25 protein-coding genes and 1 pseudogene are annotated in these 26697 nt (G+C 69.4%); 12 read left to right on the top strand and 14 right to left on the bottom strand.

The genetic code is table 11. The annotated features are described in order from the left end of the window. Positions 1-38 precede the first annotated feature (38 nt). From ACWCPI_RS24140 to ACWCPI_RS24120, 5 genes are all read left to right on the top strand, one after another. Complete coding sequence (locus tag ACWCPI_RS24140) at positions 39-2357, top strand: hypothetical protein (RefSeq protein ID WP_451040062.1); 2319 nt, start codon at positions 39-41, stop codon at positions 2355-2357. 11 nt (positions 2358-2368) lie between these two features. Next, positions 2369-2770: a DUF5955 family protein gene (locus ACWCPI_RS24135; protein ID WP_451040061.1), complete on the top strand. Its 402-nt coding sequence runs from the start codon at positions 2369-2371 to the stop codon at positions 2768-2770. Positions 2771-3290: 520 nt separating this feature from the next. Further along, positions 3291-3926, top strand: coding sequence for a hypothetical protein (locus ACWCPI_RS24130; RefSeq protein ID WP_451040060.1), 636 nt, complete (start codon positions 3291-3293; stop codon positions 3924-3926). 53 nt (positions 3927-3979) lie between these two features. Beyond that, complete coding sequence (locus tag ACWCPI_RS24125; RefSeq protein WP_451040059.1) at positions 3980-4402, top strand: acyl-CoA thioesterase; 423 nt, start codon at positions 3980-3982, stop codon at positions 4400-4402. Positions 4403-4637: 235 nt separating this feature from the next. Beyond that, positions 4638-5087 (top strand): spore-associated protein, encoded by a 450-nt coding sequence (locus ACWCPI_RS24120; RefSeq protein ID WP_451040058.1) that lies wholly within the window; start codon positions 4638-4640, stop codon positions 5085-5087. A gap of 640 nt (positions 5088-5727) precedes the next feature. On the opposite strand, the gene ACWCPI_RS24115 is transcribed toward ACWCPI_RS24120, so the two are convergent. From ACWCPI_RS24115 to ACWCPI_RS24085, 7 genes are all read right to left on the bottom strand, one after another. Next, positions 5728-7119, bottom strand: coding sequence for a nucleobase:cation symporter-2 family protein (locus ACWCPI_RS24115; protein WP_451040057.1), 1392 nt, complete (start codon positions 7117-7119; stop codon positions 5728-5730). A gap of 246 nt (positions 7120-7365) precedes the next feature. Beyond that, positions 7366-8742 carry an 8-oxoguanine deaminase gene (locus ACWCPI_RS24110; RefSeq protein ID WP_451040056.1) on the bottom strand — a complete coding sequence of 459 codons (1377 nt, stop codon included), beginning with the start codon at positions 8740-8742 and terminating at the stop codon, positions 7366-7368. Positions 8743-8864: 122 nt separating this feature from the next. Next, entirely contained in the window at positions 8865-9812 is a 948-nt protein-coding gene (pucL, locus tag ACWCPI_RS24105) for a factor-independent urate hydroxylase (protein ID WP_451040055.1), read from the bottom strand. 4 nt (positions 9813-9816) lie between these two features. After that, a complete protein-coding gene (gene uraH / locus ACWCPI_RS24100) occupies positions 9817-10209 on the bottom strand; it encodes a hydroxyisourate hydrolase (protein WP_451040054.1) in 393 nt (130 codons plus the stop codon). Between the two features lie 14 nt (positions 10210-10223). Continuing rightward, entirely contained in the window at positions 10224-10733 is a 510-nt protein-coding gene (uraD, locus tag ACWCPI_RS24095; RefSeq protein WP_451040053.1) for a 2-oxo-4-hydroxy-4-carboxy-5-ureidoimidazoline decarboxylase, read from the bottom strand. Between the two features lie 123 nt (positions 10734-10856). Then, positions 10857-11225 carry a helix-turn-helix domain-containing protein gene (locus ACWCPI_RS24090; RefSeq protein WP_451040052.1) on the bottom strand — a complete coding sequence of 123 codons (369 nt, stop codon included), beginning with the start codon at positions 11223-11225 and terminating at the stop codon, positions 10857-10859. Beyond that, positions 11222-11473 (bottom strand): hypothetical protein, encoded by a 252-nt coding sequence (locus ACWCPI_RS24085; protein WP_451040051.1) that lies wholly within the window; start codon positions 11471-11473, stop codon positions 11222-11224. Before ACWCPI_RS24085 ends, ACWCPI_RS24090 begins: the two co-directional genes overlap by 4 nt. A 133-nt stretch (positions 11474-11606) precedes the next feature. Here ACWCPI_RS24085 and ACWCPI_RS24080 point away from each other — a divergent pair, with 133 nt between their 5' ends. From ACWCPI_RS24080 to ACWCPI_RS24070, 3 genes are all read left to right on the top strand, one after another. Continuing rightward, positions 11607-12446, top strand: a complete 840-nt coding sequence (locus ACWCPI_RS24080) for a TIM barrel protein (protein WP_451040050.1) — start codon at positions 11607-11609, stop codon at positions 12444-12446. A 155-nt stretch (positions 12447-12601) separates the two neighbouring features. Then, positions 12602-13492: a 2-hydroxy-3-oxopropionate reductase gene (locus ACWCPI_RS24075; RefSeq protein ID WP_451040049.1), complete on the top strand. Its 891-nt coding sequence runs from the start codon at positions 12602-12604 to the stop codon at positions 13490-13492. A 187-nt stretch (positions 13493-13679) separates the two neighbouring features. After that, complete coding sequence (locus ACWCPI_RS24070; RefSeq protein WP_451040048.1) at positions 13680-15143, top strand: catalase; 1464 nt, start codon at positions 13680-13682, stop codon at positions 15141-15143. Positions 15144-15781: 638 nt separating this feature from the next. Here the strand turns inward: ACWCPI_RS24070 and gcl are convergent. After that, positions 15782-17566, bottom strand: coding sequence for a glyoxylate carboligase (gene gcl / locus ACWCPI_RS24065; protein WP_451040047.1), 1785 nt, complete (start codon positions 17564-17566; stop codon positions 15782-15784). A gap of 229 nt (positions 17567-17795) precedes the next feature. Between gcl and ACWCPI_RS24060 the strand changes: the two genes are divergently transcribed. Beyond that, positions 17796-18476: a hypothetical protein gene (locus tag ACWCPI_RS24060; RefSeq protein ID WP_451040046.1), complete on the top strand. Its 681-nt coding sequence runs from the start codon at positions 17796-17798 to the stop codon at positions 18474-18476. Positions 18477-18517: 41 nt separating this feature from the next. Further along, a complete protein-coding gene (locus ACWCPI_RS24055) occupies positions 18518-19033 on the top strand; it encodes a GNAT family N-acetyltransferase (RefSeq protein WP_451040045.1) in 516 nt (171 codons plus the stop codon). A gap of 84 nt (positions 19034-19117) precedes the next feature. On the opposite strand, the pseudogene ACWCPI_RS24050 reads toward ACWCPI_RS24055, so the two are convergent. Then, positions 19118-20053, bottom strand: a pseudogene (locus tag ACWCPI_RS24050) (AMP-binding protein); the annotation flags it as partial. Between the two features lie 24 nt (positions 20054-20077). Here ACWCPI_RS24050 and ACWCPI_RS24045 point away from each other — a divergent pair. Beyond that, positions 20078-21499: a recombinase family protein gene (locus ACWCPI_RS24045; protein WP_451040044.1), complete on the top strand. Its 1422-nt coding sequence runs from the start codon at positions 20078-20080 to the stop codon at positions 21497-21499. Positions 21500-21840: 341 nt separating this feature from the next. Here the strand turns inward: ACWCPI_RS24045 and ACWCPI_RS24040 are convergent, their stop codons facing one another. The 5 genes from ACWCPI_RS24040 to ACWCPI_RS24020 all read right to left on the bottom strand — a co-directional run bounded on the left by ACWCPI_RS24040 (position 21841) and on the right by ACWCPI_RS24020 (position 25414). After that, on the bottom strand, positions 21841-22509 hold the full coding sequence (locus ACWCPI_RS24040; protein WP_451040043.1) for a hypothetical protein: 669 nt from the start codon (positions 22507-22509) through the stop codon (positions 21841-21843). Between the two features lie 82 nt (positions 22510-22591). Continuing rightward, positions 22592-23188, bottom strand: coding sequence for a hypothetical protein (locus ACWCPI_RS24035; RefSeq protein WP_451040042.1), 597 nt, complete (start codon positions 23186-23188; stop codon positions 22592-22594). A gap of 596 nt (positions 23189-23784) precedes the next feature. Beyond that, positions 23785-24249, bottom strand: coding sequence for a hypothetical protein (locus tag ACWCPI_RS24030; protein ID WP_451040041.1), 465 nt, complete (start codon positions 24247-24249; stop codon positions 23785-23787). 227 nt (positions 24250-24476) lie between these two features. Continuing rightward, entirely contained in the window at positions 24477-25103 is a 627-nt protein-coding gene (locus ACWCPI_RS24025; RefSeq protein ID WP_451040040.1) for a helix-turn-helix domain-containing protein, read from the bottom strand. After that, positions 25100-25414 carry a hypothetical protein gene (locus ACWCPI_RS24020; RefSeq protein ID WP_451040039.1) on the bottom strand — a complete coding sequence of 105 codons (315 nt, stop codon included), beginning with the start codon at positions 25412-25414 and terminating at the stop codon, positions 25100-25102. Before ACWCPI_RS24020 ends, ACWCPI_RS24025 begins: the two co-directional genes overlap by 4 nt. A 178-nt stretch (positions 25415-25592) precedes the next feature. Between ACWCPI_RS24020 and ACWCPI_RS24015 the strand changes: the two genes are divergently transcribed. Continuing rightward, positions 25593-26324: a restriction endonuclease gene (locus ACWCPI_RS24015; RefSeq protein WP_451040038.1), complete on the top strand. Its 732-nt coding sequence runs from the start codon at positions 25593-25595 to the stop codon at positions 26322-26324. Positions 26325-26697: the final 373 nt, after the last annotated feature.

The following is a 26697-nucleotide window of genomic DNA, read 5'->3' as shown; positions in this document are numbered from 1 at the left end:
CCACTGATCTGTGGGGTCGGGGATGGGGGAACCGGCAGGTGTTCTTGTCTCTTCGGAGTGAGTCCGGCTCGCCACCACACTTACGCGCCCGAGTCACCCTCCTGCTCCTGCTCGTCCTCGCCGGAGGCAGCCCGTGGGCGCAGCGGCGGGTCTGGGACTTCTACATCGAGAAGTTCTACGTCGAGATGTCCGGCGGCGAGACCTTGCGCATGCTCATCGAAGCGGCGCTGATCCCTGGCTGGGAGTACTCCTCCGACCGGTACACCAACATGACCTTCCTGGTCATCGACGATGCCTGTGTCGCGGCGCTCCTCGCCGGGCTCGCCCTCTTCGCCTGGCTCCTGCTGCGCCGCGGCGCGGGCTGGACGCGCTGCCTCGCCGTGGGCGTGCTGGCGGCCGAGTGCGAGGCCGTGCTGCGGTGGGTCCTGCTCGAAAGCGTCGCCTCCGACGCGGAAGTCGTGGCCACCGACACCCTGCTGAAGGACCTCACGCTCTCGGCACTCGTCTTCGGACTCGCGGTCGGCGCGCTCCTCGCGCTGCTGACCGTCGGGCTGCCCGGCCTGCGGGTCCGGAAATCCGTCGCCATCCCCAGGACGTCACCGGCCAGGAGGAACAAGGGAGGACTCGGCATGACGATCCCGCAGGTACGCATGCCGGTCGGGAGCACACCGGGTGACGTCACCCGCTATCTGTGTGCCGCGGCCTATGTGGACGAACGTTTCGCCGACCGGGTGGTGGAGGAGGTGCTGGCCGACGAGGCCAGTGCCGTGGCCCCCTCCCCCGACGTCGACCTGGTCGCGGTGGCACGCCACTGCCTGACGGCACAGGACCTGCGCCACCGGCGTGATCTGCGACTGGCCGGGACGTTCGCCGCCCTGGCCCTGATCGCACCGCTGTGGCTGCTGTACGTCGCGGTGCTTCTGTCCTTCACCGGGCGCCCCGCCGCCCAGCCGAGCCTGGCCACGCGCGGCCATCACCAGCCCGGCAGCGGCGTGCTGGTGGGCACTGCCGTCACGGGCGCGGTCGTGGTGCTCCTCGGTTTCTACTTCGGCTTCCTCTTCTCGGCGCTGCCCGCACCCGGCTTCGTCGCCTGGCTGCTGGGCGCCTACCTGGGCGGGGTGCCGGCCGTGCTCGCGTCCCTCGCCGCGGTGGCGTTCGCCTACGCGACGGTGGCGCGGCACGACCTCGACATCGACCGGTTGCTGCGCACCACCATGACCCGGGGCACCTTCGCCGGGCAGCCCCGTCCCTCCGTCCCCCGGCGCAAGTGGATGGCCGAGCGTCTGGCGGCCCTCCAGGAGGCGCAGACCGGCAACGTCACCGTCTACAGCGGATACACCCCGTTCGTCGGCTATTCGGAGACCAGCTCCAAGTGGTCGCTCGCGGTGCCGCTCCTGCCCGCCGAGGACCGTGTCAAAGGGCGCTCGCGGCCCGCCGAGCCGGAGGCCTTCACGGTCGCCGAACTCGTCGACCACGTCCGGGCACGGCTGCGGGCGGTCGCCGCGCGCGGTGTCACCGACGGGGCCGCGGAACCGGGCGAGGAGGCTCTCGGCTCCCTCCTCATCGAGGACCGGGTGTTCGCGAGCGGCACGACGATCGGTGACGACGAGCGGTTCATCAGGGCCCGCAGCATCACTCCGGCGGCACGGCTGTCACCCGAGGAGGTCGAACGGATCATGGTCCGTCCGACCGGTACCGTCCGCCACTATCTGGCGGTGCACGTTCCGATGTGGGGCGGGGACGTGGTGCCGAGCGTGTTCCTGCACTTCTCGACCGCGGGCAGAACACTGCACCTGCACTGCGACAACCACGTGCTCGGCCCGGTGGCCGCGGGCTACCACGTCGTGGACCGGCTGCGCGGCCCCCTCGGTCCCGACGCCAGACGCGGCCTGCTGCTGGCCGCCCTCGCCCGCACCGGCGGGGCGTTCCTCGGCGCGCCGTTCCGGGCGCTGCGCCACGCCCGCTTCGAGACCCGGCACAGCAGACGCATGGTGGACGAACTGAAGGCCATGGAGCAGGACCCCCTCTACGACTACGGCGCCCGGGTGAGCATCCGGGAGATGGCGCTGAGCCCCGACTACCACAACTACTTCCAGGTCGTGGACGCCGGCCGGATCACCTCCCTGGTGGAGCGCCACACCCTCGCCGCCATCCGGGAGTTCCTCGACGAACGCGGCTACGACATCGCCGACTTCCGCACCCAGCAGCAGACCATCCTCAACCAGGGGCTCATCCAGCAGGGCGGGATGAGCATCATCGGCAACCAGGCGATCGGCTCGGGCGCGACCGCCCACCAGAACATCCCGCAGCAGTCCGGCTCCTCCGCGCTCAGCGCCGCCGGCGGCTCCGACAAGTAGAGGACTTCATCATGCGCGACGACGACGGGCGCCAGGACCCTCCCGTCAACAAGGGCGTCATGATCAGCGGCGGCACCCACTACGTGGGCAACCAGGCCGTGGGAGACGGCGCCCGGGCGTTCTCCGGCTCGGTCTCCTTCCAGACGCAGGACCCCGAGCAGGCCGCACGCACCGCCGAGCTCCTGACCGTCGTCGAACGGTTGCTGGAGGAGCACCGCGCGGCGCTCGCCGACCCCGACGCCACCAGCCGGGAACTGCGCCGCCTGCGCGAGGAGCTTGAGGAGGAGGAACCGCAGCCGACCGTCCTGCGGCGCGCGCTCGACCGGCTGAACGAGTTCGTCCAGCCGGTGGCCCCGCTCGTCGTCGCCGTCGGCCAGCTCGCGGCGTCGGTGCAGGGCCTTCCCGGGGGCTGAGACGGGACGGCCCGGCCGCCGGGAGCGGGCGATGACGGTGGGCCGGGAGCCACACCGTCCGGCGGATCCGGCATCGGCCGGGCCAGGCGGCGCAAGGCTGGGCATCCGACGCCGTGGATCCACCCGCGCCGACGCCAGGGCCGCCTTCGTCCCGGCGTCCCGACGCACCCGGACTGCCGAACGGCCGGACCGGCCCGAGGCGACCACGACCGCCGAGAGCCGGCGCGAGCGGTACGACGGCACACCGGTTGACGGTGCAGGCCGCACCTGGGCCCCGAGCATCCCCGGGGGACGGCCACGAGGAGGTCCGGATGCGCTCCGGGGTCTCTGGGTCCCCGTGAGGGGCGGGCGGGCGCCGCGCACGAGGGGTGCGTGGGGGGCCGGTCGCGCCCAGGGGCACGCCGTCCCGCGGGAGCACGGAGCAGGGGCTGCCGTTGGTCGCCGGAGGGATTGTCAGAGCCGCGTCGTAGCCTTCCCGGCAGAGAGGGCGAGTGCCCGAGCGCCCGGGAAGGAACACGCCGTGACCAGGCCACCGACCGCAGCCCAGCGGCGTGTCATCGACGCCGCCGACCCCGTCACCGGACGTCTCAGGGGTACGGAGGCGCAGCTGGCGGCGCTGGTGAGGCGAGGGCTCGCCTTCCGGCACCCGCGGCCGCCGCACGATCACTTCCTGACGCCGGCGGGGCACCGGATACGGGAGGCGGCGCCGCGGGGCCCCGAGCCCGCCGAGGCGGCTTCCACCAGCGCCGCCGGGGTGTTCGCCGCGCGCGTCGGCGGCGAGCAGGACGCGCCGGCCGCGGGGGCCGCCCGCGTCCGCGAGGTGCACAGCGCCTGGCAGGGCCTGCTGGAGCTGCGCCGGATGACCCATGCGGACGGGGCTCAGGACCGGCCGTGCGGCTGGGAGCGTACGCATCTGGTGCAGGCCGCGGCGCTGGCCCTGGAGGCTGCCGGGCACCCTCCTTCCGGGCGGGACCCCGCGGAGGGCTACCGGGTGCGGGCCACCCCGCAACCGGAGGCGGTCGCCGTGTACGACCCGGACGGCACACGCCTGCGGGCCTGCGCCACCACGCTGGAAGGGGCCGGGTGGCAGGTCGGTGAACACACCGACCCTCGTACACGAGAGCGATACCTGCTGGCATCCCCACGACGGATGTAGAGGGCACATGTCAGGATCGGACCGACCGTGAAAACCAGTGCGAAGGGGAAGTCGTGACCGAGCCGTTCTCCGTTCCGGTGACCGTCCGTGGCTACGAGACGGATGTGCAGGGACACCTCAACCAGGCGGTGTACCTGAACTACGCCGAACACGCCCGCTGGGCGCTGCTCCAGACGGCCGGGATCAGCCAGACCCGTCTGATCTCCGAGGGCGTGGGGCCGGTGGCCCTGGAGACGACGATCCGCTACAGGCGGGAGCTGCTCGCGGGCGACGAGGTCGAGGTGACGTGTGCCTTCGTGTGGGGCGGCGGCAAGACGTTCAGCATCGAGCAGACCATCCGCAAGGCCGACGGCACGGTGGCGGCCGAGATCACCGCGGTGGGCGGGATCCTCGACCTCAAGGAGCGCAAGCTGGTCGACCGTCCCGACGAGATCTTCAAGGAACTGGCGTCGGACCCTGCCCTGTTCGGGCTCTGACCACCCGACTGCGGTGCGTGGCCGCCGTCGTGGGCCGCGCGACTCGGCGACACGGAGGGCGGCCACGGCGGCGAGCGTCCAACTCGCCTGCCTGGTAGGAACGTTGATCGCTGTCGGGGTCCTGGTACCGAGGCGGCGGTGCCGAGGAAGCGACAGAACCGAGCACAACCATTCGCATGCCCCGCGGGTCACATCATGCAGGAGCAACCAACTCCAATACGTACCAGGGGGAAATATGCGATACGCGCGCTCTGTCCTGTCCACTGCCGCGTTGGCGGCCCTGACGGTGGGGACCACGGCCGCCCTGACGGCGCCCGCCTCCGCAGCGCCCAACACCACGCCGCAGAAGGTCTGCGGCAGCGCCTACAAGACCGTGAACTCGGTGCCCGTCGGCACGCTCGGCACCGTGTACCTGACGTACAACGCCGCCAACGGCAAGAACTGTGTGGCGACCATCCGCAACAACCCGGGCACCGCGGTGGAGATGTCCGCGTGGGTCGGCGTCCCCGACACCGACGAGTACGACGACGACTACGGGCGCTTCACCTCGTACGCCGGACCCACCTACGTCTACGGCAAGGGCCACTGCGTGGACTGGGGCGGCCACATCAACAACCACTACGTGCACGTGTCGGGCTCCAACTGCGGAGCCCTCAAGGAGCACCGGGTGACCTTCACCCGCTGATCCAGCCACAGTGACACAGTGCGCCCCGGCAGAACCGCAAGCCTGTGCCGGGGCGCACGTGCGGGGCCACCGGGTGATCAGGCCGCCTCGCGCCGGAAGGCCAGCCGTACTCCATGCTGAGCCTCGGGGCGGCGGTCGCCGGGGTGCAGGACGCGGACGGGTTCGCCGCGGCCGACCCAGAGCGGCAGACCTTCTACCGTGAACTGCGCCCCATCAGCGAGGAGTTCGTGCCGGAGGCGCTGGCCGTGAGCGGGCTCGACCGCGATCGCCTCGGGAAGGAGGGCCTCGACCCCGCCCTGGCTCTCGCGCAGTTCACACGCTGGGTGCGCGAGGTCTGCGGCGACGCGCAGCCGGTGATGTGCGGCTATCCGGCGTCGTACGACTGGACCTTCCTGTACTGGTACTTGATCCGTTTCACCGGCGCGAGTCCCTTCGGGCACTCGGGCTGCCTGGACATGAAGACGCTGTACGCCACGAAGGCGGGCCTGCCGCTGCGCGCGGTGGCGAAGGGAACGATGCCGCGCGAGCTGCTGTCGAGGCGCCGTCACACGCTCCCCCAAGCTCTCGACTTCGCTCGAGCCCGGGGGGACCCCCATCGCGCTGGACGACGCCGTCGAGCAGGCCGAGTTGTTCGCCAACCTCATGGAGTGGCGGGGGCCCGGGGCGTCGTCCCTTTGAGCTCCTCCCCCGCCTCCATCGGGTGGGTCACGTCGTGGGCGTCCCGGCCGCCGGTGCCCAGGTGGTTGAAGACCAGGTTCAGCAGGACCGCCGCCACGCAGCCGGTCGAGATGCCCGAGTCCAGGACGATCCTCGCCGTCTCCGGGAAGGCGTGGTAGAACTCCGGCGCGGTGATCGGGACGATGCCGACGGCCAGGGAGACCGCCACGATCAGGACGTTGTTGTCCTTGTCCAGACCGGCCCGGACGAGGGTCTGGATGCCGCTCGCCGCGACCGAGCCGAACAGCACGACACCCGCGCCGCCGAGGACCGGACGCGGTACGACCGCGATCAGCGAGGCGGCCATCGGGCACAGGCCCATCAGCACCAGGAAGCCGCCGCCGACGGCGACGACGTACCGGCTGCGGATCCTCGTCATCGCCACCAGGCCGATGTTCTGCGCGAAGGCGCTGCACATGAAGCCGTTGAAGAGGGGGCTGATCGCCGAGCCGAGGGTGTCGGCGCGCAGGCCGGCGGCGATGGTCTTCTCGTCGGCGGGGCGGTCGACGATCTCGCCCAGGGCCAGCATGTCGGCGGTCGACTCGGTCATCGACACCACCATCACCACGCACAGCGAGACGATCGCGGCGAGCTGGAACTGCGGGGCGCCGAAGTGGAACGGGGTCGGGAAGCCGATGACGTCCGCGTCCGCCACCGGCCCGAAGTCCGTGGCCCCGAACGGGATCGCGATCAGGGTGCCGGCGACCAGGCCGAGCAGGACGGCGATCTGCTTGACGAAGCCCCTGGTGAACCGGCGCAGGAGCAGGACGATCAGCAGGGTGCCGGCCGCGAGGCCGAGATTGGTCGCCGAGCCGTAGTCGTCGGCTGACGGGTTCGGACCCTGTGCCCAGCCGAAGGCGACCGGCAGGAGGGAGATGCCGATGAGCGTGATGACCGTACCCGTCACCACCGGCGGGAAGAAGCGGACCGCCTTGCTGAAGAAGGGGGCGGCGAGGAAGCCGAGGAGGCCGGCGACGATGACCGCGCCGAAGATGATCGGCAGCGCGTCGGACTTGTCCTCGGTGGAGGCGACGATCGCGGTCATGGGGGCGACACCCGCGAAGGTGACGCCGTTGACGAAGGGCAGCCGGGCGCCGATCTTCCAGATGCCGAGCGTCTGGAGGAAGGTGGCCAGGCCCGCGGTGAACAGGCAGGCGCCGGTCAGGAAGGTCAGGTCGGCGGCGCTCAGGCCTATGGCCGCGCCGACGATCAGGGGTGGGGCGACGACTCCCGCGTACATGGCGGCCACGTGCTGCAGGCCGGTGGTCGCCATTTTCAGGGCGGGGAGTTTCTCGTCAACGGGGTGGTCGGCCACGGCGGCGTCCCTCCGGTCGGGTACACGGCTCGCCGCATGGCTGCCGTGGGTTTCAGGGAGGTGGTGCGGGTGGTCGTGCGGGACCGGACGTGCGGTGACGGGTGACCGTTCCGGGGCGCGCGCGTGCACGCACGCCCCGGCGACGGCCGCCATGGACCCCGCTCGGGTCCACGGCTGCCGGCCGGGAGCCGTCCCTCCCGGCCGGTGATCAGGGGCCGTACCGCCATCAGCGGTCGGCGTACGGGGCTACCGCGCGGCGATCCGCGCCAGCCGCCGCGCCTCGTCCCGCGTCGAGCGGGCGATGGCGTCCTCGTCGGCCGTGAGCAGCCGCCCGTTGTCGACGATCTGCCGGCCGTTGACGAACGACGCGGTGACCGGGGCCGCCGCGCCGAAGACCAGCGCGGTCACCGGGTCGGCGATGGAGGCGTGGGCGAGGGTGTCCAGCTTCCACAGCACGAGGTCGGCGAGCTTGCCGGGCTCCAGCGAGCCGATCTCGGCGGCGCGGCCGAGCACCTGGGCGCCGCCGTACGTGCCGAGCCGCAGCGCCTGCCGGGCGTTCAGCGCCGCCTCCTTGTGCGCGCCGAGGCGGTTGATGAGCAGGGCGTTGCGCAGTTCGGTGTGCAGTTCGCCGGACTCGTTGGAGGCGGTGCCGTCGACGCCGAGGCCGACCGGGACGCCGGCGGCGAGCATGTCGGGGACGCGGGCGATGCCGGCGGCGAGCCGGGCGTTGGAGGACGGGCAGTGGGCGACACCCGTCTTCGTGCGGGCGAAGGCGGCGATGTCGGAGTCATTCATGTGGACGCAGTGCGCCATCCACACGTCCTCGCCGAGCCAGCCCGTGGACTCGAAGTAGTCGGTCGGGCCCATGCCGAACAGCTCGTGGCAGAACTTCTCCTCCTCCACGGTCTCCGACCCGTGGGTGTGCATGCGCACGCCGAGCCGGCGGGCCAGCTCACCACCCTGCTTGAGCAGTTCGGTGGAGATGGAGAACGGGGAGCACGGGGCGACGGCGACCTGGGTCATCGCGTCGAAGGAGGCGTCGTGGTACCGCTTGACGGTCTCCTCGGTCGCGGCGAGCGCGCCTTCGAGGGTCTCGACGGCGAAGTCCGGGGGCAGTCCGCCGTCCTTCTCGCTGCGGTCCATGGAGCCACGGGCGAGGGTGAAGCGGACGCCCATGTCGCGGGCGGCGCCGATGATGGCACCGGACAGGTCGCCGGAGTTCCGCGGGTAGACGTAGTGGTGGTCCATGGCGGTGGTCACGCCGCCGCGGGCCATCATCGCGAGCGAGCCCTGCGCGGCCGAGCGCACCATCTGCTCGTCGATGCGCGCCCAGGTCGGGTAGAGGGCGACGAGCCAGTCGAAGAGGTTGTGGTCGGTGGCCAGGCCCCGGGTGATCCACTGGTAGAAGTGGTGGTGGGTGTTGATCAGGCCAGGGGTGACCAGATGCCCGGTGGCGTCGATGCGGCGCACGACGTTCTGCAGGCCGTCCGGGGCACTGCCCGCGCCGAGCGACTCGATGCGGTTGTCCGCGACGACGAGGTGGCCGGTGGCGTACTCGGTGTCGTTCGCGTCCACCGTCGCGATCGAACAGTTCTCGATGACGATGCGCTGGGCTGCTGCCATGATTCGTCCTTTGCGCTGAAGTGGAGAGGGCACGGCAGGACCCTGGGGGATTTGAGTACCGCGGCCGGGCGGCCCTCGGAGCCCGGCTCTCCGGCCGCGGGTGCCGAAATTTCTGTTGCTGCTTACAGGTTGGTGAGGTCCACGGGGATCCGCGCCTCGCAACCGTCCCGCAGGATGGTGGCCTCGATCAGGCCGTAGGGGCGGTCGGCGGCGAAGTACACCTCGTTGTCGTTCTTCAGCCCGAACGGCTCCAGATCCACCAGGAAGTGGTGCTTGTTCGGGAGGGAGAAGCGGACCTCGTCGATCTCGCTGCGGTTGTTGATGATCCGCGAACCCATCTGGTACAGGGTCTGCTGGAGCGAGAGCGAGTACGTCTCGGCGAAGGCCTGGAGCATGTGCTTCCTGGTCTGCTCGTAGGACTTCTCCCAGTTGGGCATCCGCTGTTCGTCGTCGGTCCAGTTGAACCGCCAGCGGCCGGAGACCTGGGTGGCCAGGATGCGGTCGTACGCCTCCTTCAGCGTCGTGTACTTGTCCTTGACGTAGCCCCAGAACTCGGAGTTGGTGGAGTTCATCACGACCAGGTCCTTCAGACCGGACACGACCTCCCACTGCTCACCGTCGTACGTGATCTGGGTGAGCCGCGTCTCCTGGCCCTTGCGGACGAAGGAGTGCTTGACCTCGTCGGACCCGATGAACCGCGAGTTGGCGTCGGAGGCCTCGATCCGCTCCCAGGCGTACTCCTCGATGCGGATCCGGGCCGTCTTGATCGGCTCCTGGCTGGTCACGAAGTGCCGGGCGAGGTGGATGCCGAACTGCTCGGCGGACTCGATGCCGTACTCCTTGGCGAACGCGTACACCGTGTTCTTGGTGGTGTCGGTCGGCAGGACGTTGGCGTTGGAGCCGGAGTAGTGGACCTCTTCCATGTCGCCGGACAGGGCGACGGAGACGTTCAGGTCCTTGATGTGGTGGGTGGCGCCGTCCCGCGTGATCTTCACGACTCGGTTCTCGGCCTTGCCGTACTGGTTCTGTCCCAGGAGCACAGGGCGGCCAGGGCGGGAATTGACGGTCATTTAGCTAGCTCCCTCGGTAAACGGAGTAGCCGAACGGGTTGAGCAGCAGCGGTACGTGGTAGTGCTCCCCGGGCTTCACGGCGAAGGTGATCGCCACCTCGGGGAAGAACACGGCACCGCTGTCCCGATTCGCGGGGGCGTCCTGCTGCGCATCGGCTTGCTTCTTCTCGAAGTACGCCTCGACCGCGAAATCGAGCCGTACGTGGGTGGTCCCCTCCGGCGGCACCGGGAGGTCCCTGCACCGGCCGTCCGCGTCGGTCGCGGAGCCGCCGAGTTCGCGCCAGTCGGCGTCCCGGCCCGAGCGGGCCGAGAGGTGGACGGCGACGCCCTCGGCGGGGCGGCCGATGCTGGTGTCCAGGATGTGCGTGGACACGGAGGCGGTGGTGCTGGTGCTCATGGTCTGCGTCCTCTTCAGGATTCTTCGACGAGGCGGGCGAGCCGGATACGGTTGATCTTGCCCAGCTCGGCGCGGACGATCTCCCGCTCCTGCTCCGGCGAGTTGCCGATCCGCTCCTTGACCGCGTCGCGCATCTGCTCGCCCGTCCGGCCGGTGGCGCAGATCAAAAAGACATGGCCGAATCTGTCCTGGTAGGCAAGGTTGAGTTCAAGCATCTCGGCCTTGAGTTCCTCGGCGGCGCCGGCCATGCCGCGCTGCTCCCGGGCCGAGGTCGGGTCGCCCGGCTTGGGGCGGCCGATCGGCGGGTGCCCGGCCATCGCCTCCTGGAGGTCCTCGGTGGTCAGCTCCGCCATGGCGGCGTCGCTCGCGCTGTAGAGGTCGTCGGCGGTGGCGTAGGGGCGGGCGGCGAGCAGTCTTGCCGCCCATACCGAGGAGGCGCACGCCTCGTGGAGAGCGGCATGGGCCGCGTGCTCCTCCAGGGCGTTGAACCGGGCCAGGCCCGGGGGCGTGGAATTCGACGTCACGGGAGCCTCCGTGGCCGCGCTGGGCCTTCGTACTGAACGGGCGTGCCGCTAGCTAACGCCCTACGACGACGAGACGTCAACACTTTGTTGAAAATTCGCGGTAACGAAACCGGGGGGACGCCGTCAGGGGTTCTTGTCCCGGTTCAGGTAGTTGTAGACCGTGAAGCGGCTCACTCCGAGCGCGCTCGCCACGGTCTCCACACCGTGCCGCACGGAGAAGGCGCCGCGTGCCTCCAGAATCCGCACGACCTCCTGCTTGGCCTTGCGGTCCAGCTCGGCCAGGGGCTTGCCCTTCCTGCGCTCCATGGCGGCCAGGATGTGATCGAGGGAGTCGGCGAGCTGGGGCAGGCGCACGGCCACCACATCGACCCCCTCCCAGGCGAGCACGACATCCTCGGGGCCGGCCTCGTCCGGCGGGAGGATCTGGCCGCCCATGGCGTCGACCAGCGGCTTCACCGCCGCGATGAAGGGCTCGTCCCCGGTTCCGGTCACGCCTCGCCCTCCCCGACCACATTGAGCTGGAGCGAGATCCGGGTGGCACCGGCCTCCAGGGTCCGGCGCAGCAGGGCGTCCACGGCGGTGAGCACGGCGTCGGCGCCACCCTCCGCCGTGTTGCCGAAGGGGCCGACGTCCACCGCGTCGAGCTCGGCAGCCTCGACCACCTCGCGGGCCACGACCGCGTGCGCGGGCGCCTCGTCGAGGTCGAAGGGCTCGGTCGTGAACTCCACTCTCAATCGCACGCGCTCAACCTAACGCGCGGTGCGGCCATCCGCCGAGCCCTCTTGACAAGCTTCGACACCCAACGGCAATCTTCCAGTAAGCAGAAACTAACTTCCGCAATATGGAATCTCGACACGGAAGGGAGCGCCGGCGATGGGATTCGCAGAGCAGCGCTTCAACGTCAACCTGTCGATCCTCTTCACGGAACTCCCGCTCCTGGAGCGCCCCGCGGCCGCCGCCGCGGCCGGCTTCACCGCGGTCGAGCTGTGGTGGCCGTGGATCGACTCCCCCGACCCCGGGCAGTCGGAGCTCGACGCCCTCAGGAAGGCGATCGAGGACGCGGGCGTCCGGCTCACCGGGCTGAACTTCTACGCGGGCCGGCTGCCCGGCCCCGACCGTGGCGCCCTGTCGGTCCCTGGCGAGGAGTCGGAGCGGTTCCGCGCCAATGTCGACGTCGCGGCGGACTTCGCGAGGTCCCTCGGCTGCGGGGCGCTCAACGCCCTGTACGGCAACCGCGTCGAGGGCGTGGACCCGGCCGAGCAGGACGCGCTCGCGCTGGAGAACCTGGTGCTCGCCGCACGGGCGGCCGACCGGATCGGCGCGATCCTGCTGATCGAGGCCCTGAACAAGCCCGAGTCGCCGCTGTACCCGCTGGTGTCCGCACCGGCCGCGGTCGGCGTCGTCGACAAGGTCAACGAGGCGACGGGACTGGGCAACGCCCGCTTCCTCATGGACCTCTACCACCTGTCCATGAACGGCGAGGACCTGCCGTCGGTGATCGAGCGGTACGCCCCGAAGACCGGCCATGTGCAGATCGCCGACAACCCGGGACGCGGCGCGCCCGGCACGGGCACGCTCCCGCTGGAGGAGCTGCTCGACCGGCTGGGCAAGGCGGGCTACGAGGGCTGGGTCGGCCTGGAGTACAAGCCGGGCGACCGTCCGAGCGCGGAGGCCTTCGGCTGGCTGCCCGTCGAGCAGCGCTCCGCGCGCTGACGGCACCGCTCCCGGCCCCCACGTCACGGCACCCGTGACGGCCCCGTCGCGACCCCCGAAAAGGGCCTCGCCCGCTGACGCCGGCAGGGGCCGACGGCCGCTGACCGGCACCTGTTCGTTCACGCACCACAGCAGTACAGAGAGGCACCCCCATCATGAGCAATCTCCCCAAGATCGCGTGGATAGGTCTCGGCATCATGGGCTCCCCCATGTCCGAGAACCTGATCAAGGCGGGTTACCAGGTCACCGGCTTCACGCTGGAGCAGGACAAGCTGGACCGCCTGGCCGCCGCGGGCGGCACGGCCGCCGCCTCGATCGCCGAGGCCGTGAAGGACGCCGACGTCGTCATCACGATGGTCCCGGCCTCCCCGCAGGTCGAGGCCATCTCCTACGGCCCCGACGGCATCCTGGAGAACGCGAGGTCCGGTGCGCTGCTGATCGACATGTCCTCGATCACCCCGCAGACCTCGGTCGACCTGGCGAAGGCCGCCAAGGACAAGGGCATCCGGGTCCTGGACGCTCCCGTGTCCGGCGGTGAGGCCGGTGCCATCGAGGCGGTACTGTCGATCATGGTCGGCGGTGAGCAGGCCGACTTCGACGCGGCGAAGCCGATTCTCGAGGCCCTCGGCAAGACCATCGTGCTCTGCGGTCCGCACGGTTCGGGCCAGACGGTGAAGGCGGCCAACCAGCTGATCGTCGCCGTGAACATCCAGGCGTGCGCCGAGGCCGTGGTCTTCCTGGAGAAGTCCGGCGTGGACCTCAAGGCGGCGCTGGACGTCCTGAACGGCGGTCTCGCGGGCTCCACCGTGCTGACGCGGAAGAAGGACAACTTCCTGAACCGGGACTTCAAGCCCGGCTTCCGTATCGACCTGCACCACAAGGACATGGGCATCGTCACGGACGCCGCCCGCAATGTCGGTGCCGCCCTGCCGGTCGGCGCCGTGGTCGCCCAGCTGGTCGCGTCCCTGCGCGCACAGGGCGACGGCGGCCTGGACCACTCCGCGCTGCTGCGCGCGGTCGAGCGCCTCTCCGGCGCCCGGGTCTGACCCACCCCGAGACTTCCGGGCGGCGCCTTCGCCGACACCTGTCCTGTCGCGCCCAGGCGGGGGCGCCGCCCGGAATCAACTTCAACAAACTGTTGACGCTCAGTTTCTCCCACTTCTAGGCTCCATCAAGCGGAAAGAGTTTTCCGCTGCCACCCGCACGGAAGTGCCACCGCACGGAAGGTCCACGATGTCGAAGCGCGTGCTCACGACCGAGGCCGGCGCCCCGGTCGCCGACAACCAGAACTCCGCCTCCGCCGGCGTCGGCGGCCCGCTCCTGCTCCAGGACCAGCACCTCCTGGAGAAGCTCGCGCGCTTCAACCGCGAGCGCATCCCGGAGCGCGTGGTGCACGCCCGGGGCTCCGGCGCGTACGGCCACTTCGAGGTGACCGACGACGTCACCGGTTTCACCCACGCCGACTTCCTCAGCGAGGTCGGCAGGCGGACTGAGGTGTTCCTGCGCTTCTCGACCGTGGCCGACAGCCTCGGCGGCGCGGACGCGGTGCGCGACCCGCGCGGCTTCGCGGTCAAGTTCTACACGGCGGAGGGCAACTACGACCTCGTCGGGAACAACACCCCGGTGTTCTTCATCAAGGACCCGATCAAGTTCCCGGACTTCATCCACTCGCAGAAGCGCGACCCGTTCACAGGCCGTCAGGAGCCGGACAACGTCTGGGACTGCTGGGCGCACGCCCCCGAGGCCACGCACCAGGTGACCTGGCTGATGGGCGACCGCGGCATCCCGGCGTCGTACCGCCACATGAACGGCTACGGCTCGCACACCTACCAGTGGACGAACGCCGAAGGCGAGGCGTTCTTCGTCAAGTACCACTTCAAGACCAACCAGGGCGTCCGCTGCCTGAGCAGCGAGCAGGCCGCCGAGCTCGCGGGCAAGGACCCGGCCTCGCACCAGACGGACCTGCTCCAGGCCATCGAGCGCGGTGTGCACCCGTCCTGGACGCTGTACGTCCAGCTCATGCCGGCGGCCGAGGCGGCGGACTACCGCTTCAACCCGTTCGACCTCACCAAGGTGTGGCCGCACAAGGACTACCCGCTCCAGCGCGTGGGCCGGCTGGTCCTGGACCGCAACCCCGACAACGTCTTCGCCGAGGTCGAGCAGGCCGCGTTCTCGCCCAACAACTTCGTGCCGGGCATCGGCCCCTCCCCCGACAAGATGCTCCAGGGCCGCCTGTTCGCCTACGCGGACGCCCACCGCTACCGCCTCGGCGTCAACCACACGCAGCTGGCGGTCAACGCCCCGAAGGCGGTGCCGGGCGGCGCCGCCAACTACGGCCGCGACGGCTTCATGGCCTCCAACACCCAGGGCCGGGGCGCGAAGAACTACGAGCCGAACTCCTACGACGGCCCGGTGGAGACCGGCCGCCCGCTGTCGGCCCCGCTCGCGGTGGCCGGCCACACCGGCACGCACGCGGCGCCCCTGCACACCAAGGACGACGACTTCTTCCAGGCCGGCGAGCTGTACCGGCTGATGTCCGCCGAGGAGAAGTCCCGCCTGGTCGCGAACATCGCCGGTGGTCTCTCCCAGGTCTCCCGCGACGACGTGATCGAGAAGAACCTGGCCCACTTCCACGCCGCCGACCCGGACTACGGCAAGCGCGTGGAGGAGGCGGTCCGCGCCCTGCGCGAGGACTGAACCCCAAGACCGCGCCCGATTCCTGACGGGAGGTCATGAACCGGGCGCATCGCCCGCGCACCGCGACCGGCCGACCCGGATGAGGGGTGGTCGCCGGGAACGGGCGCGGGCGACGTGAGGACCGCGGCGGTGTGCGAGCCAGTGCGGTGGTGAAGGTCCGGCCTCCTTCTTCGACCTGAGGGAAGGAGCCCCCGGTTCCGTCGCATCCGCCGCGGTCCCCAGCCCTCTCGGGACCCCGTCCGGCGGCGCGAACGTCCTGTCGCGCCCAGCCTCGCACCGTCGGACGGCCACAACCCGATACCTCACCGGCTGAAGAGCGCCGGGTACGGACGGTCCCGTACCCGGCGCTCTTCGGCGTGCCGCTGCGCCCCGCACGCGACCCCGACGGGCGCGTACACCACGGGTCGTACGTCGCCTACGCAACCCTCAGATCAACCTCTGAACCGGCGTCAAAAGGCTTCAACCACCCCCGGCGCAGGGCACATTCTCCTCACACGGGGCCCGCCGGCACGGGGGCGGCGGGCTCCGTGAACGGGGGTACACCGCACGGGGGACAGCACGGGGGAACACAAAGGGGGCGGTCCGACCTCTCGGTCGGACCGCCCCCTTGCTGACGACAGGCGTCAGGACCTCCCGTGTCAGACCTTCAGCGTCCTGATGGACGTCGGCGCGTGTCCCGGCTCCGTGGCGAGCTCCTCGAACTCCACGACGTTGCTGATGTCGTTCGTGGTCGACATGGAGATGTTGGTGACGCGCTCCAGGATCGCCTCGACGACCACGGGGACCTGGTACTCCTGCGCGAGCTTCTTGGCCTGCTCGAAGGCGGCGCCCAATTCGCTCGGGTCCGTCACCCGGATCGCCTTGCAGCCGAGGCCCTCGGCGACCTTGACGTGGTCGACGCCGTAGACGCCCAGCTCGGGCGAGTTGATGTTCTCGAACTCCAGCTTGACCTGGAAGTCGATGTCGAACGCCCGCTGCGCCTGGCGGATCAGGCCCAAGTAGGAGTTGTTCACCAGGACATGGACGTACGGGATCTTGTGCTGCGCTCCGACCGCCAGCTCCTCGATCATGAACTGGAAGTCGTAGTCACCGGACAGGGCGACGACCTGCGCCTCCGGGTCGGCCTTGGCGACACCCAGCGCGGCCGGGATCGTCCAGCCGAGCGGGCCCGCCTGGCCGCAGTTGATCCAGTGCCGCGGCTTGAAGACGTGCAGCATCTGGGCGCCCGCGATCTGCGAGAGGCCGATGGTGGAGACGTACCGGGTCTCAGGCCCGAAGGCCTTGTTCATCTCCTCGTAGACGCGCTGCGGCTTGATCGGGATGTCGTCGAAGTGCGTACGGCGCTGGAGGCTCGCCTTCTTCTCCTGCGCGGACGCGGCCCACGCGGAGCGGTCGGGCAGCCTGCCCGCGGCCTTCAACTCCCGTGCCACCTCGACCAACAGCTCCAGGGCCGCCTTCGCGTCGGAGGCGATGCCGTAGTCCGGGGCGAAGATCCTGCCGATCTGGGTCGGCTCGACGTCGACGTGGACGAACTTCCGTCCGGCCGTGTAGACGTCCAGCTTGCCGGTGTGGCGGTTGGCCCAGCGGTTGCCGATGCCGAGGACGAAGTCGGACTCCAGGAAGGTCGCGTTGCCGTAGCGGTGCGAGGTCTGCAGCCCCACCATGCCGGCGTTCAGCTCGTGATCGTCGGGGAGCAGGCCCCAGCCCATGAGGGTCGGGACGACCGGCGTGCCGGTCAGCTCGGCGAACTCGACGAGGAGGTCGGCGGCGTCGGCGTTGATGACGCCACCGCCCGCGACGATCAGGGGGCGCTCGGACGCGTTCAGCATCCCGATCGCCTTCTCGATCTGGGCGCGGGTCGCGGCGGGCTTGTAGACCGGGAGCGGCTCGTACGTCTGCGGGTCGAACTCGATCTCCGTCAGCTGCACGTCGATCGGCAGGTCGATGAGGACCGGGCCGGGACGGCCGGAGCGCATCAGGTGGAACGCCTGCTGGAAGACGCCGGGGACCTGCGCTGCCTCCAGGACGGTCACCGCCATCTTCGTGACCGGCCCCGCGATCGAGGCGATGTCGACGGCCTGGAAGTCCTCTTTGTGGATCACTGCGGTCGGGGCCTGGCCGGTGATGCACAGGATCGGGATCGAGTCCCCGATCGCGGAGTACAGGCCGGTGATCATGTCGGTGCCGGCCGGGCCCGAGGTGCCGATGCAGACCCCGATGTTGCCCGGGTGGGTACGCGTGTAGCCCTCGGCCATGTGCGAGGCGCCCTCGACGTGACGGGCGAGCGTGTGGTTGATCCCGCCGGATGCCTTGAGCGCCGCGTAGAAGGGGTTGATCGCCGCTCCCGGCACACCGAACGCGTTGCTGACGCCCTCGCGCTTGAGGATCTCGACTGCCGCTCGGGCAGCGGTCATACGAGCCATTGAGTACTCCTGCTTCGGCTGTCGGATTCGCACTCCCGTCGCGCCCCGCGGTGAGCAATTCCGTGACGATGACATCTCCGCTACTGTTATTTCGCATAGCGGAAATATTTTTCTACTATCTGGAAGTAATGTAAGTGGGCCCGTGAGGAGCGTCAAGGGGCGGACAACCGGCCGCGCGGTGGAGGAGCATGGGGAGCGCTGTCCGGTGCGAGGTCGACCTGGAGGGGCCATGTCCGAGAGTGTGTCGGTGCGCTGCCCGGCCTGCCGGCGCGAGCATCTCTACACGGCACCCGCCTATCCCTGTGAGTGCGGGACGCCCGTCACACCCGCGCTCGACCCCGACGGGAGGGTGACCGCCGTCACCCGGCGCAGCTGGGAAGACGAGTGGGTCGGCGTGCGCTGCGGGGCGTGCGGCCGTACCACCGAGTGGCCCCGCCCGGAGGTGGGCTGCCCCTGCGGGACGGTGCTGTGCGTCCCGGTGGCCGGGGCGGCCCCGAAGGCGGCCAGGCGGAAGGCACCCGCCGCGCGCCGCCCCTTCCAGCCCGTGACGATCCGTACCGCGCGCGACGCGGTGACCGCGGCCGCCGTCTATCTGCGCTGGCTCGGCTACCGGGGCATCCGCCGCGCCGACCAGCGTCCCCCGACCGGCATCGGCATCGCCGCGCACGGCCTGCTCGCCCAGGTCGACCCGACCGTCGGGCCGGCGTCCCTGCGGGACGTGGAGTGCCTGTGGCTGACGGCCATGACGGAGTCCGCGGCCTGCGTCTACTTCTCCCTCGCCGGTTACGCACCCGACGCCCGCGCCCGCGCGGACACGCTGGGCGTGCCCCTGTTCGTCCTCGACCTCACGGGTACGCCCCAGCCGGTCAACAGCCTCGCCGACGAACTGGACGCGACGGGCGCGCGGTAACTCGCTCGCGCCGCACCCCACCGGCGACCGACACTCGGCTCATGCGCATCCGCCCCGCGACCTCCGACGACCTGCCTGGCCTCCAGGACATCGAGCGCGCCGCGGGAGCCGCCTTCCGCGACCTCGGCATGGCGGCGATCGCCGACGACGAGCCGCCCACCCTGGACGTCCTGGACCGCTACCGCCGGGCGGGCCGCGCCTGGGTCGCCTGCGACGCCGGTGAATGCCCGGTCGGTTACCTGATCTGCGAGCCCGTCGACGGCGCCCTGCACATCGAGCAGGTCTCGGTCCACCCGGACGCCGCCCGCCGGGGCGTGGGCCGCGCCCTCCTCACGTACGCCGCCGACCGCGCACGCGAGCAGGACCTCGCCGCCCTCACCCTGACCACCTTCACCGAGGTCCCGTGGAACGCGCCGTACTACACCCGCCTGGGCTTTCGCGTACTGGACCGGGCCGAGCTCACCTCCGGGCTTCGGCAGATCCGCGTCCATGAGGGTGAACTCGGCCTCGACCGGTGGCCGCGCGTGTGCATGCGCCGCGATCTGGACAGCCGGTAGAACGCCCGCGTGGACACCGCCGTACTCGAACAGCAGTTGGACGACGTCGCCGACCGGGCCGTCGTGCACCACACACCCCGTTCGTCAGGGACCGAGCGGTCGGTCCCGGCTCTCCGCGTACCTCTCCCGCAGCTCCACCTTGCGCACCTTCCCGGACACCGTCATCGGGAACGAGTCGAGGACCCGCAACCGGCTCGGGACCTTGTAGTGCGCCAGCCGCCCGTCGCAGAAGGCCCGCAGTTCCTCCAGCGTCAGCGGGTCGTCCGGGTCGCGCGGGATGACGCACGCCAGCACCTCCTCGCCGTACCGCTCGTGCGGCACCCCGACGACCTGGACGTCCGCGATCTTGGGGTGGGCGTACAGGAACTCCTCGATCTCGCGCGGGTAGATGTTCTCGCCGCCCCGGATGATCATGTCCTTGATGCGGCCGACGATCTCGACATAGCCGTCCTCCCGCATCGTCGCCAGGTCACCGGTGTGCATCCAGCGCCCGGCGTCGACGGACTCGGCGGTCTTCTCGGGCTCGTTCCAGTAGCCGAGCATCACGCTGTAGCCGCGGGTGCACAACTCGCCCGCCGTGCCGCGGGGCAGGGTCACCCCCGTCACCGGATCGACGATCTTCACCTCGATGTGCGGCAGCACGCGGCCGACCGTGCCGGTGCGGTGTTCGAGGTCGTCGTCGCGCCGGGTCTGGGTGGAGACCGGCGAGGTCTCCGTCATGCCGTAGCAGATCGACACCTCGGCCATGTGCATCTCCGAGACCACGCGCTTCATCACCTCCACCGGGCAGGGCGAGCCCGCCATGATGCCGGTGCGCAGCGAGGAGAGGTCGTACGAGGCGAAGTCGGGGTGGTTCAACTCCGCGATGAACATGGTCGGCACGCCGTACAGGGACGTGCAGCGCTCCCGCTGGACGGCCTCCAGCGTGGCCTTCGGGTCGAAGGAGGGGGCCGGGATCACCATGCAGGCGCCGTGGGAGGTGGCCGCCAGGTTGCCCATGACCATGCCGAACGAGCGGTACACCTTGGGGATACCATGTCCTTCATGCAAAATCGCGGGTCAGGGCAGTGCGCCGAGTGCGACATCTACGTCCGCATCAGCCAGGATCTCACGGGCGACGAGCTCGGGGTCCAGCGGCAGGAGAAGCGCTGCCGGGCACTCGCCGCGCAGCTCGGACTCAAGGTCCGGCACGTCTGGGTCGACAACGATCTGAGCGCCACGAAGAAGAACGTCATCCGGCCCGACTTCGAGGCCATGCTCCAGAGCAAGCCGCAGGCGATCGTGTGCTGGCACACCGACCGCCTCATCCGCGTGACGCGGGATCTGGAGCGAGTGATTGAGCTCGGCGTGAACGTCTACGCGGTCGAGGCCGGGCACCTGGACCTGTCCACGCCGGCCGGCCGAGCTGTCGCCCGCACGGTGACGGCCTGGGCCACCTACGAGGGTGAGCAGAAGGCCGCGCGCCAGAAGCTGGCCAACCAGCAGGCCGCGCAGCAGGGCCGTCCGTACACCGCCGGCATCCGCCCCTTCGGGTACGGCGACGACCACATGACGATCATCGCCGACGAGGCTGCGGCCATCGTCGAGGGCGCCCAGATGATCCTCGCCGGGGAGTCCCTGTCGGCGGTCGCGCGCAAGTGGGACGAGGCCAAGCTCCAGTCGCCCCGCAGCAAGGTCACGGGCGCCAAGGGGTGGACGCTGCGCGGAGTGAAGAAGGTGCTCACGTCCCCGCGCTACGCCGGGATGGCCACGTACCTCGGTGAGGTGATGGGGCAGGCGCAGTGGCCCCCGATCCTCGACCCGGAGGTGCACTACTCAGTCGTGGCCATCCTGAACAGCCCGGAGCGGTTCTCGGGAGGCAAGCGGACCGGCCGGACGCCGGGCACGCTGCTCGCCGGTATCGGGAACTGCGGGTACGACGGATGCGCTGACACGGTCAACGGTCGCGGCTACCGGGGTGTCCCGGTGTACGGCTGCGCGGCTACACACACGCGTACTCCGCGGAGCATCGCCGACGACCGTGCGAGCAAGGCAACGCTGGCCCGGCTGATGTTCCCTGACTTCCTGGGTCAGATCCTGGAGAGTCAGAACGCCCAGGACGGCCAGTCAGGGGCCCAGCTCCAGAGTCAGGCACAGGAACTGCGGCAGCGTCTCGACGGGCTGGCTGTGGCCTACGCAGAGGGTGCGATCAGCCTGTCTCAGATGACCGCTGGGTCGACGGCGCTCCAAAAGAAGCTCGAAGAGATCGAGTTGGAGATGGTGAGCTCGGTCGGCATCCCTCCGCTCGACCCGGTGAAGGGGGTCGCGGGCTTGATCGAGGGGTGGCCGAGTCTGCCTCTGCCGACGCGTCGTGCGTGGGTGGACTTCTGCTGCATCGTCACCCTGAACCCGGCCAAGGGCCGGCACATGTCCTCCATGTCTGTCGATGACCACGTCACCATCGAGTGGCGGGACGTGAGCGAGTAGCGGATACGACGAGGCCCCGGCTACCCCCTTTCGGGGGTACCGGGGCTTCCGTCTGCCTGGCGTCAGGGGGCGACGCGACCGTTGCGGTTGAAGGCGTTGTACGTGATGGGCATCAGCTCGTCGAGGAGTGCCCGGTCGTCCGCGTCGTTGTCGTCGAGGGAGCGGCCGAGGAGTGGGGCCCGAGGCTGCGTGATCGTTCGCGAGCGCGCCGCGTGCTGCGTCCTCGGCCGCCCGGACGCCTGCCCGCTCGGTCGGACGACGGTCGGGGGGGGTGGGGGGTGATCCCCTGAGCCGTGATTTCCGCACCGCTACGTCTTACCGCCCGCCCTTGCGCCACGGTTTCAGGGTCGATCAGAGCGCACCCTGATGCGGATCGGCCCGAGGTAGATCGACGTTCGGCTGAGTGCCTCGTCGAGCGCTCGCGACCGTTCCCCCGGCGCTTCGGAGACTGGAGTGACATCGACCAGCGGGAACCTGACCAAGTCCACTGGTTTTTCATCGCCGTCGACGAGTACAGAGAGTACGACTTCCTGCCCCTTGCTGAGCAGCGTGGGGAGGACGTCAACCCAACATTCTCCCGATGTGTCATCGCCCACGATGTGCCAGCCAGCGGTGTCGAACGTGGGACGGATGCTTCCGGCGGGGGATGTCGTCACTTCCAGGATGGTGCAGACGGGGGCGCCAAAGTCGAACCGCAGTGGTTGAGCGTCATGGAACATGGCGGCGGTGATGTCACGCCGACCTGAGTTGGCAATGACGAGTTCAACGATGCGCGGTGATGCCAGCGGCGCACCGAAGAAGGTGACGGCGAGCGCAGACCCCTGGGGGTCTCCGGGAACGCTCATGAGCGGGGTGTTGGACCGCACTCGCCAGGTGAGCTGGCGCTTTGGGTTGCTGGACCTGAGAGCCGCCCAGGCTCCGAGAATGCCCACCGCGATGCTCGCAGCGATTGTGACGACGAGCTGCCACCACGAGCCGGATTCCCACCAGTCCCCCGCCAGAGTGTTCATGGCCGGAAGCTACATCATCGCCGTTGCCTCCCAGGAACTTCAGGGCAATCTCGGCTTGACCGGGGGCGCGTGAGCAAGCAGGTCAGGCCGAATCGTCTTCGGCCGTGAACGAGTCGGGCTCGTAGCGCTTCATCGCCTCGCGGCGTTCCTTCGCGTACGCAGCCTCGATCATCTCGGCCGTGATACCCCGCTTCCTCGCCAGGGGGTCAAAGACCCTCTCGCTCAGGCGCTCATCCGTCTGAGTGAACAGTCGGCAGTCGGCCTTCAGGTCCGCGCACATCTTGGCTCGACCCGCCTCGGCGATCGTCTCTTGGATGCGCTCACGCCAGAAGTGGTGAACCAGGAAGTTGCGCCGCTTCAGGCTGTTGGTCAGGTCGTCTACCACTTCCGGGTAGGCGCTTACGTGCGGCTCGGCGCGCTTGATGAGCTTGCCCATCATGTCCTTGAAGCCTTGCGCCCAAGGGTCCCGGATGAGCTGTTCCCCCTGCTCCTCCGCCGTGATGATTCTGGCCAGGGCGAGGGTGTTGACGAGGGTGTGTTCGAGGACGTTGGCCTTGTAGATGGCCAGCCCGAAGAGGGCGTACAGGGTTTTGTGGTCCGTGTCGTTGTCGTACTCGTCGTCTGGTTCCGGCTCCTCGCGCCAGGTCGGCTCATGCCGGACTACATACAGTTCGTCCATGCCTCAAGTGTGGCGTTGTCAGCCGGTCAACTCGTAGCGGTTTTCCGCGACTTGGCTCCAAGACTCACTGAGCCGGCCGACACGCGACGGGTATGTCCCGAGCACTCCCCAGGACACGCCCCCGTGCTCAGTGGGTCTGCGGCTTCGGTGCGCAGCCCCCTACGGCGCACGGTCTCGGCTGTCGAGAGTGAAACGTGAGTCGGGGAGTCCCGGTGCATCCGTCTGGACGCACAACCGAAGTGAGAGCGCCAGACCCTCCCGGATGGCGTGAGAGCCCGTGAGGGCGCCGCCAGCGACCGAACCGAAGCCCTGTACTTCGTGGCCGGTGACGGAGTCCAGGACGAGCGCCACGGAGCGGAGAGCCTCGGCCGTGTCGGCGTGTGGGTAGCCATGCCCCTTCGTGGCGTACAGCTCGACGTCGAGCCAACGGGCCGACCCTCGGCCTTAGTGTGCGTCGGCAAAGATGAGCCGGACGTCAACGCCTCGGGCAGTGTCGGCGTCGAGCAGGGCCGACAGGCGCTCGCCGGTACGGCGGGCGGAGCGGTGAACGTGGGAGACGGTGAACAGTGGGATCACTTCCTTCCGGTAGGGGGTGGTTACGCGGCCAGCGCTTCGGCGATGACGAGACCGATGGGGACACCGGTACGGCGCTGCGCCTGCCAGGTGTCGAAGCCGCGGTGACACGTCTTCGCCAAGGGCGCGTAGTGGTCCGGGCTGACGGAGTACAGGCGGCCGGTCTCGTCGACCTTTGCCGCCGCATCGGTCCCGAGGTACGCCCAGTCGTTGGCGTGTCGGCCGCATCCGCAAGCGCACTTCCACTCGGCGGCCTTGCCGTGCTCTCGGGTCACGCGGTTGTGTGCGCCGATGTACGAGACGTCTTCGCCCTTCCAGTTGCGGGAGGCGTGGGAGCGCAACGGCTTGTCAGCCTGCGGATGGCCGTGCACGCGGACGCGCTGACCGTGCGCAAGGCAGAGGCCGCGCACGCGGTGCGGACGGCCGCACGACTCGATGCCACAGAGCTTGCTTCCATCGGCGGCGATGATCGGGGAGTACGTAGTCACTGTGTAAGTCCTCCTTGTGATGGGGCGCCCTGTCGAGCGCCGCTTGAGCAGAGCTGCAACGGCAAGGTGGAGTCGCTTGCCGCGAGGGTCTTCGGGAAGTGGGGCGCGGTAGCGCCCCCAGTGAGTAGGCAGGCATGCGTCAGGGGCGCCCGGTAGGGCGCCACAGAGCGAACAGAGCAACGGCGAAGGTGTGGCGCTCGGCGATCACCTCGCCGTCGCGGTCTACGTCAGAGGGCGCCGACAGGCGCCCCGAGCTCGAAGCGTTCGAGCAGGTGGCGAGTCGAGAGCTCTTCGTAGTGCTCCCGCTCGTAGTGCTCGGCCTCGACCTGAGCCCAGACGTCGTCAACGTTGATGCGGCCCGTGAGAGCCGCCTCTGTGTTGGTAGTTGTGTTGGTGGTGTGTTGGTACTTGTCTTGGTACGCCGTCACCGCTGTCGGGTCTTCCTGACAGGGCTGTCGGTTCTTCCTGTCACCACTGTCGGGTGTCTCCGTCAGGGTTGTCGGGTCTTCCTTCTCGGCCTCGACAACACCTGTCACGGCTGTCGGGTCTTCCGCAGGGATGACGAAGCGCCAGTGGCTCGCCTTGCTGGGGACTCCTCGGCTCAGTCGCACGATGAGCCCCGCAGCCTCCAGCCCTTCGAAGGCGCGCTCTACGGTGCGCTCGGACAGGCCGAGGTCTGCGGCGATCCGCTTCATGGCGGGCGGGCGTAGGTTGCTCCCGTCAGCGTTGGCGTAGCCGATGTAAGCCATGCCGACGAGCGCGTGAGTCGGGTTCTTCAGCTTCGCCACTCGCAGAACGTGCCGCTCCCACTGGACCTTGAAGGGGGCTCCCTTCTTCTTCGTGCCGTTGTTCATCGAGCCACCTCCAAGGGGCGTGTCCGCTCCGTGGTCACGGTGGCGGTAGGGCGGTACAGGACGCAGACGAGCTCTCGGGAGAGCTCTTCGTTCGAGATCCCTCGGGCGCGAAGTCCGGGGACGTGCCAGAGCTCCCGTTCGCCGTAGCTGCGAACGAACGTCAGTCGGAGCGAGGAGCCGTCCGGCATCATGCGGACGGCTGAGACGGCAGAGCCCTCGGGCAGAGCGACGATGAGCTCGGCGGAGATGTGCGAGTAGGACAGGTGGTAGTCAGTGACGGCCAGGTCGAGCAGGTAGGCAGTCGACGTCACGGGTTGCGACCTCCTTCGAGAGGCTGAGGGCAGCGCACGGCTACGCCTCGGCGTGGTGATGGGAGATCGCGCGTACCGTTCGCGCTCGGGGTGCCCTCGGCTTCCCCTGCCAGCCCCTCGGGATGGCGGACTCTCACGGAGTGTCCAGCTCGGCCGCCGACGAGCGGCGGGAGCTACGGTGCGCCTCGAAGAGGCGGAAGAGATTGACTACATGATGCCGACCGATCCGGTCAACTTCGCACCGGCCGGCGATCTGCCAGCCGAGCGTCTTGCCCGGCAGGACCAAACGCCCAAAGGCGTTTGCTGGTGGGGACAGGCACTCTCTGGGACCACTGTCAGACCCTGCACCTACTCTTGCCACGTGGGGAACTTGATGATGAACCGGATGCCGTTCTGGGCCAGCGACGCCGACAATTGGCAATCGTTCGAACGGCTGGTTGCGGACCAGGTCAGCAAGCTCGACGCCAACGCGACCGTCCAGCACGACGCGAGGTTGGTCGGTGTCCACAGCAAGATCGAGCGCCAGATTGACGTACTGGCATCTGTGCCAGCCATCGGCGGAACCCTGCGCATCGCCTTCGAGTGCAAGCTCTACAAGCGGGCCGTGAGCATCGGCACTGTCGAGGAGTTCATCGGCAAGCTCCTGGACCTACGCGTCGACCGTGGAGTTCTGTGTGTTTTCGGCGGCGTAACCCCGGCCGCCTTCAGGCGCCTTCTCGCGGTTCTGCACCCCAGCATCGACCTTTACATGTGGCATCGAGAGGAGCCAACAGCAGAGGACTGGTTGTACATGATGGATGGGCTTGAGGATCTGACCGACAAGGAACGGGACGAGATCTGGGCCCGCCAAGCCCAGGCCGAGAGAGCCAGAGGCTGGCTGAATCACTCCATCCCGAACTCTTTCTTGTAGTCGGCGACGGCGAGGACGGAGGCTGGCTGAGCGGAGCTGTCACGGCGCCAGTAGCTCGGCCACCTCGACGAGGGCGCGGCGCTCCTTGGCGACAGGCGAGCCGTGGCCGGCTCGCTCAACCCCTCCCCGAGGCAGACCACTCGGGGAGAGATTCAGCGTCCGATCAGTGGGTGCGCGAGGAGCCGCCTCCGCCAGACTCCCCCTCGGCCGCGTGCGGGCGTTCACCGCCCGGTACGGCGAGGACGCGCTGAAGCCTGAGCACATCCGGGCCGCGCAGGAGGGGCGCCCACTGCTCCCGTAAGGTGGCGCCGCGCTGGCCAGTTCATGCAACAACGTGCATACCCACGAACGTGAATGGACGGCCGGGCATGAC

This window comes from Streptomyces sp. NPDC001920, from assembly GCF_053594495.1.
The sequence above is the reverse complement of the archived record's forward strand: the minus strand, read 5'-3'. Positions and strand labels throughout refer to the sequence as shown.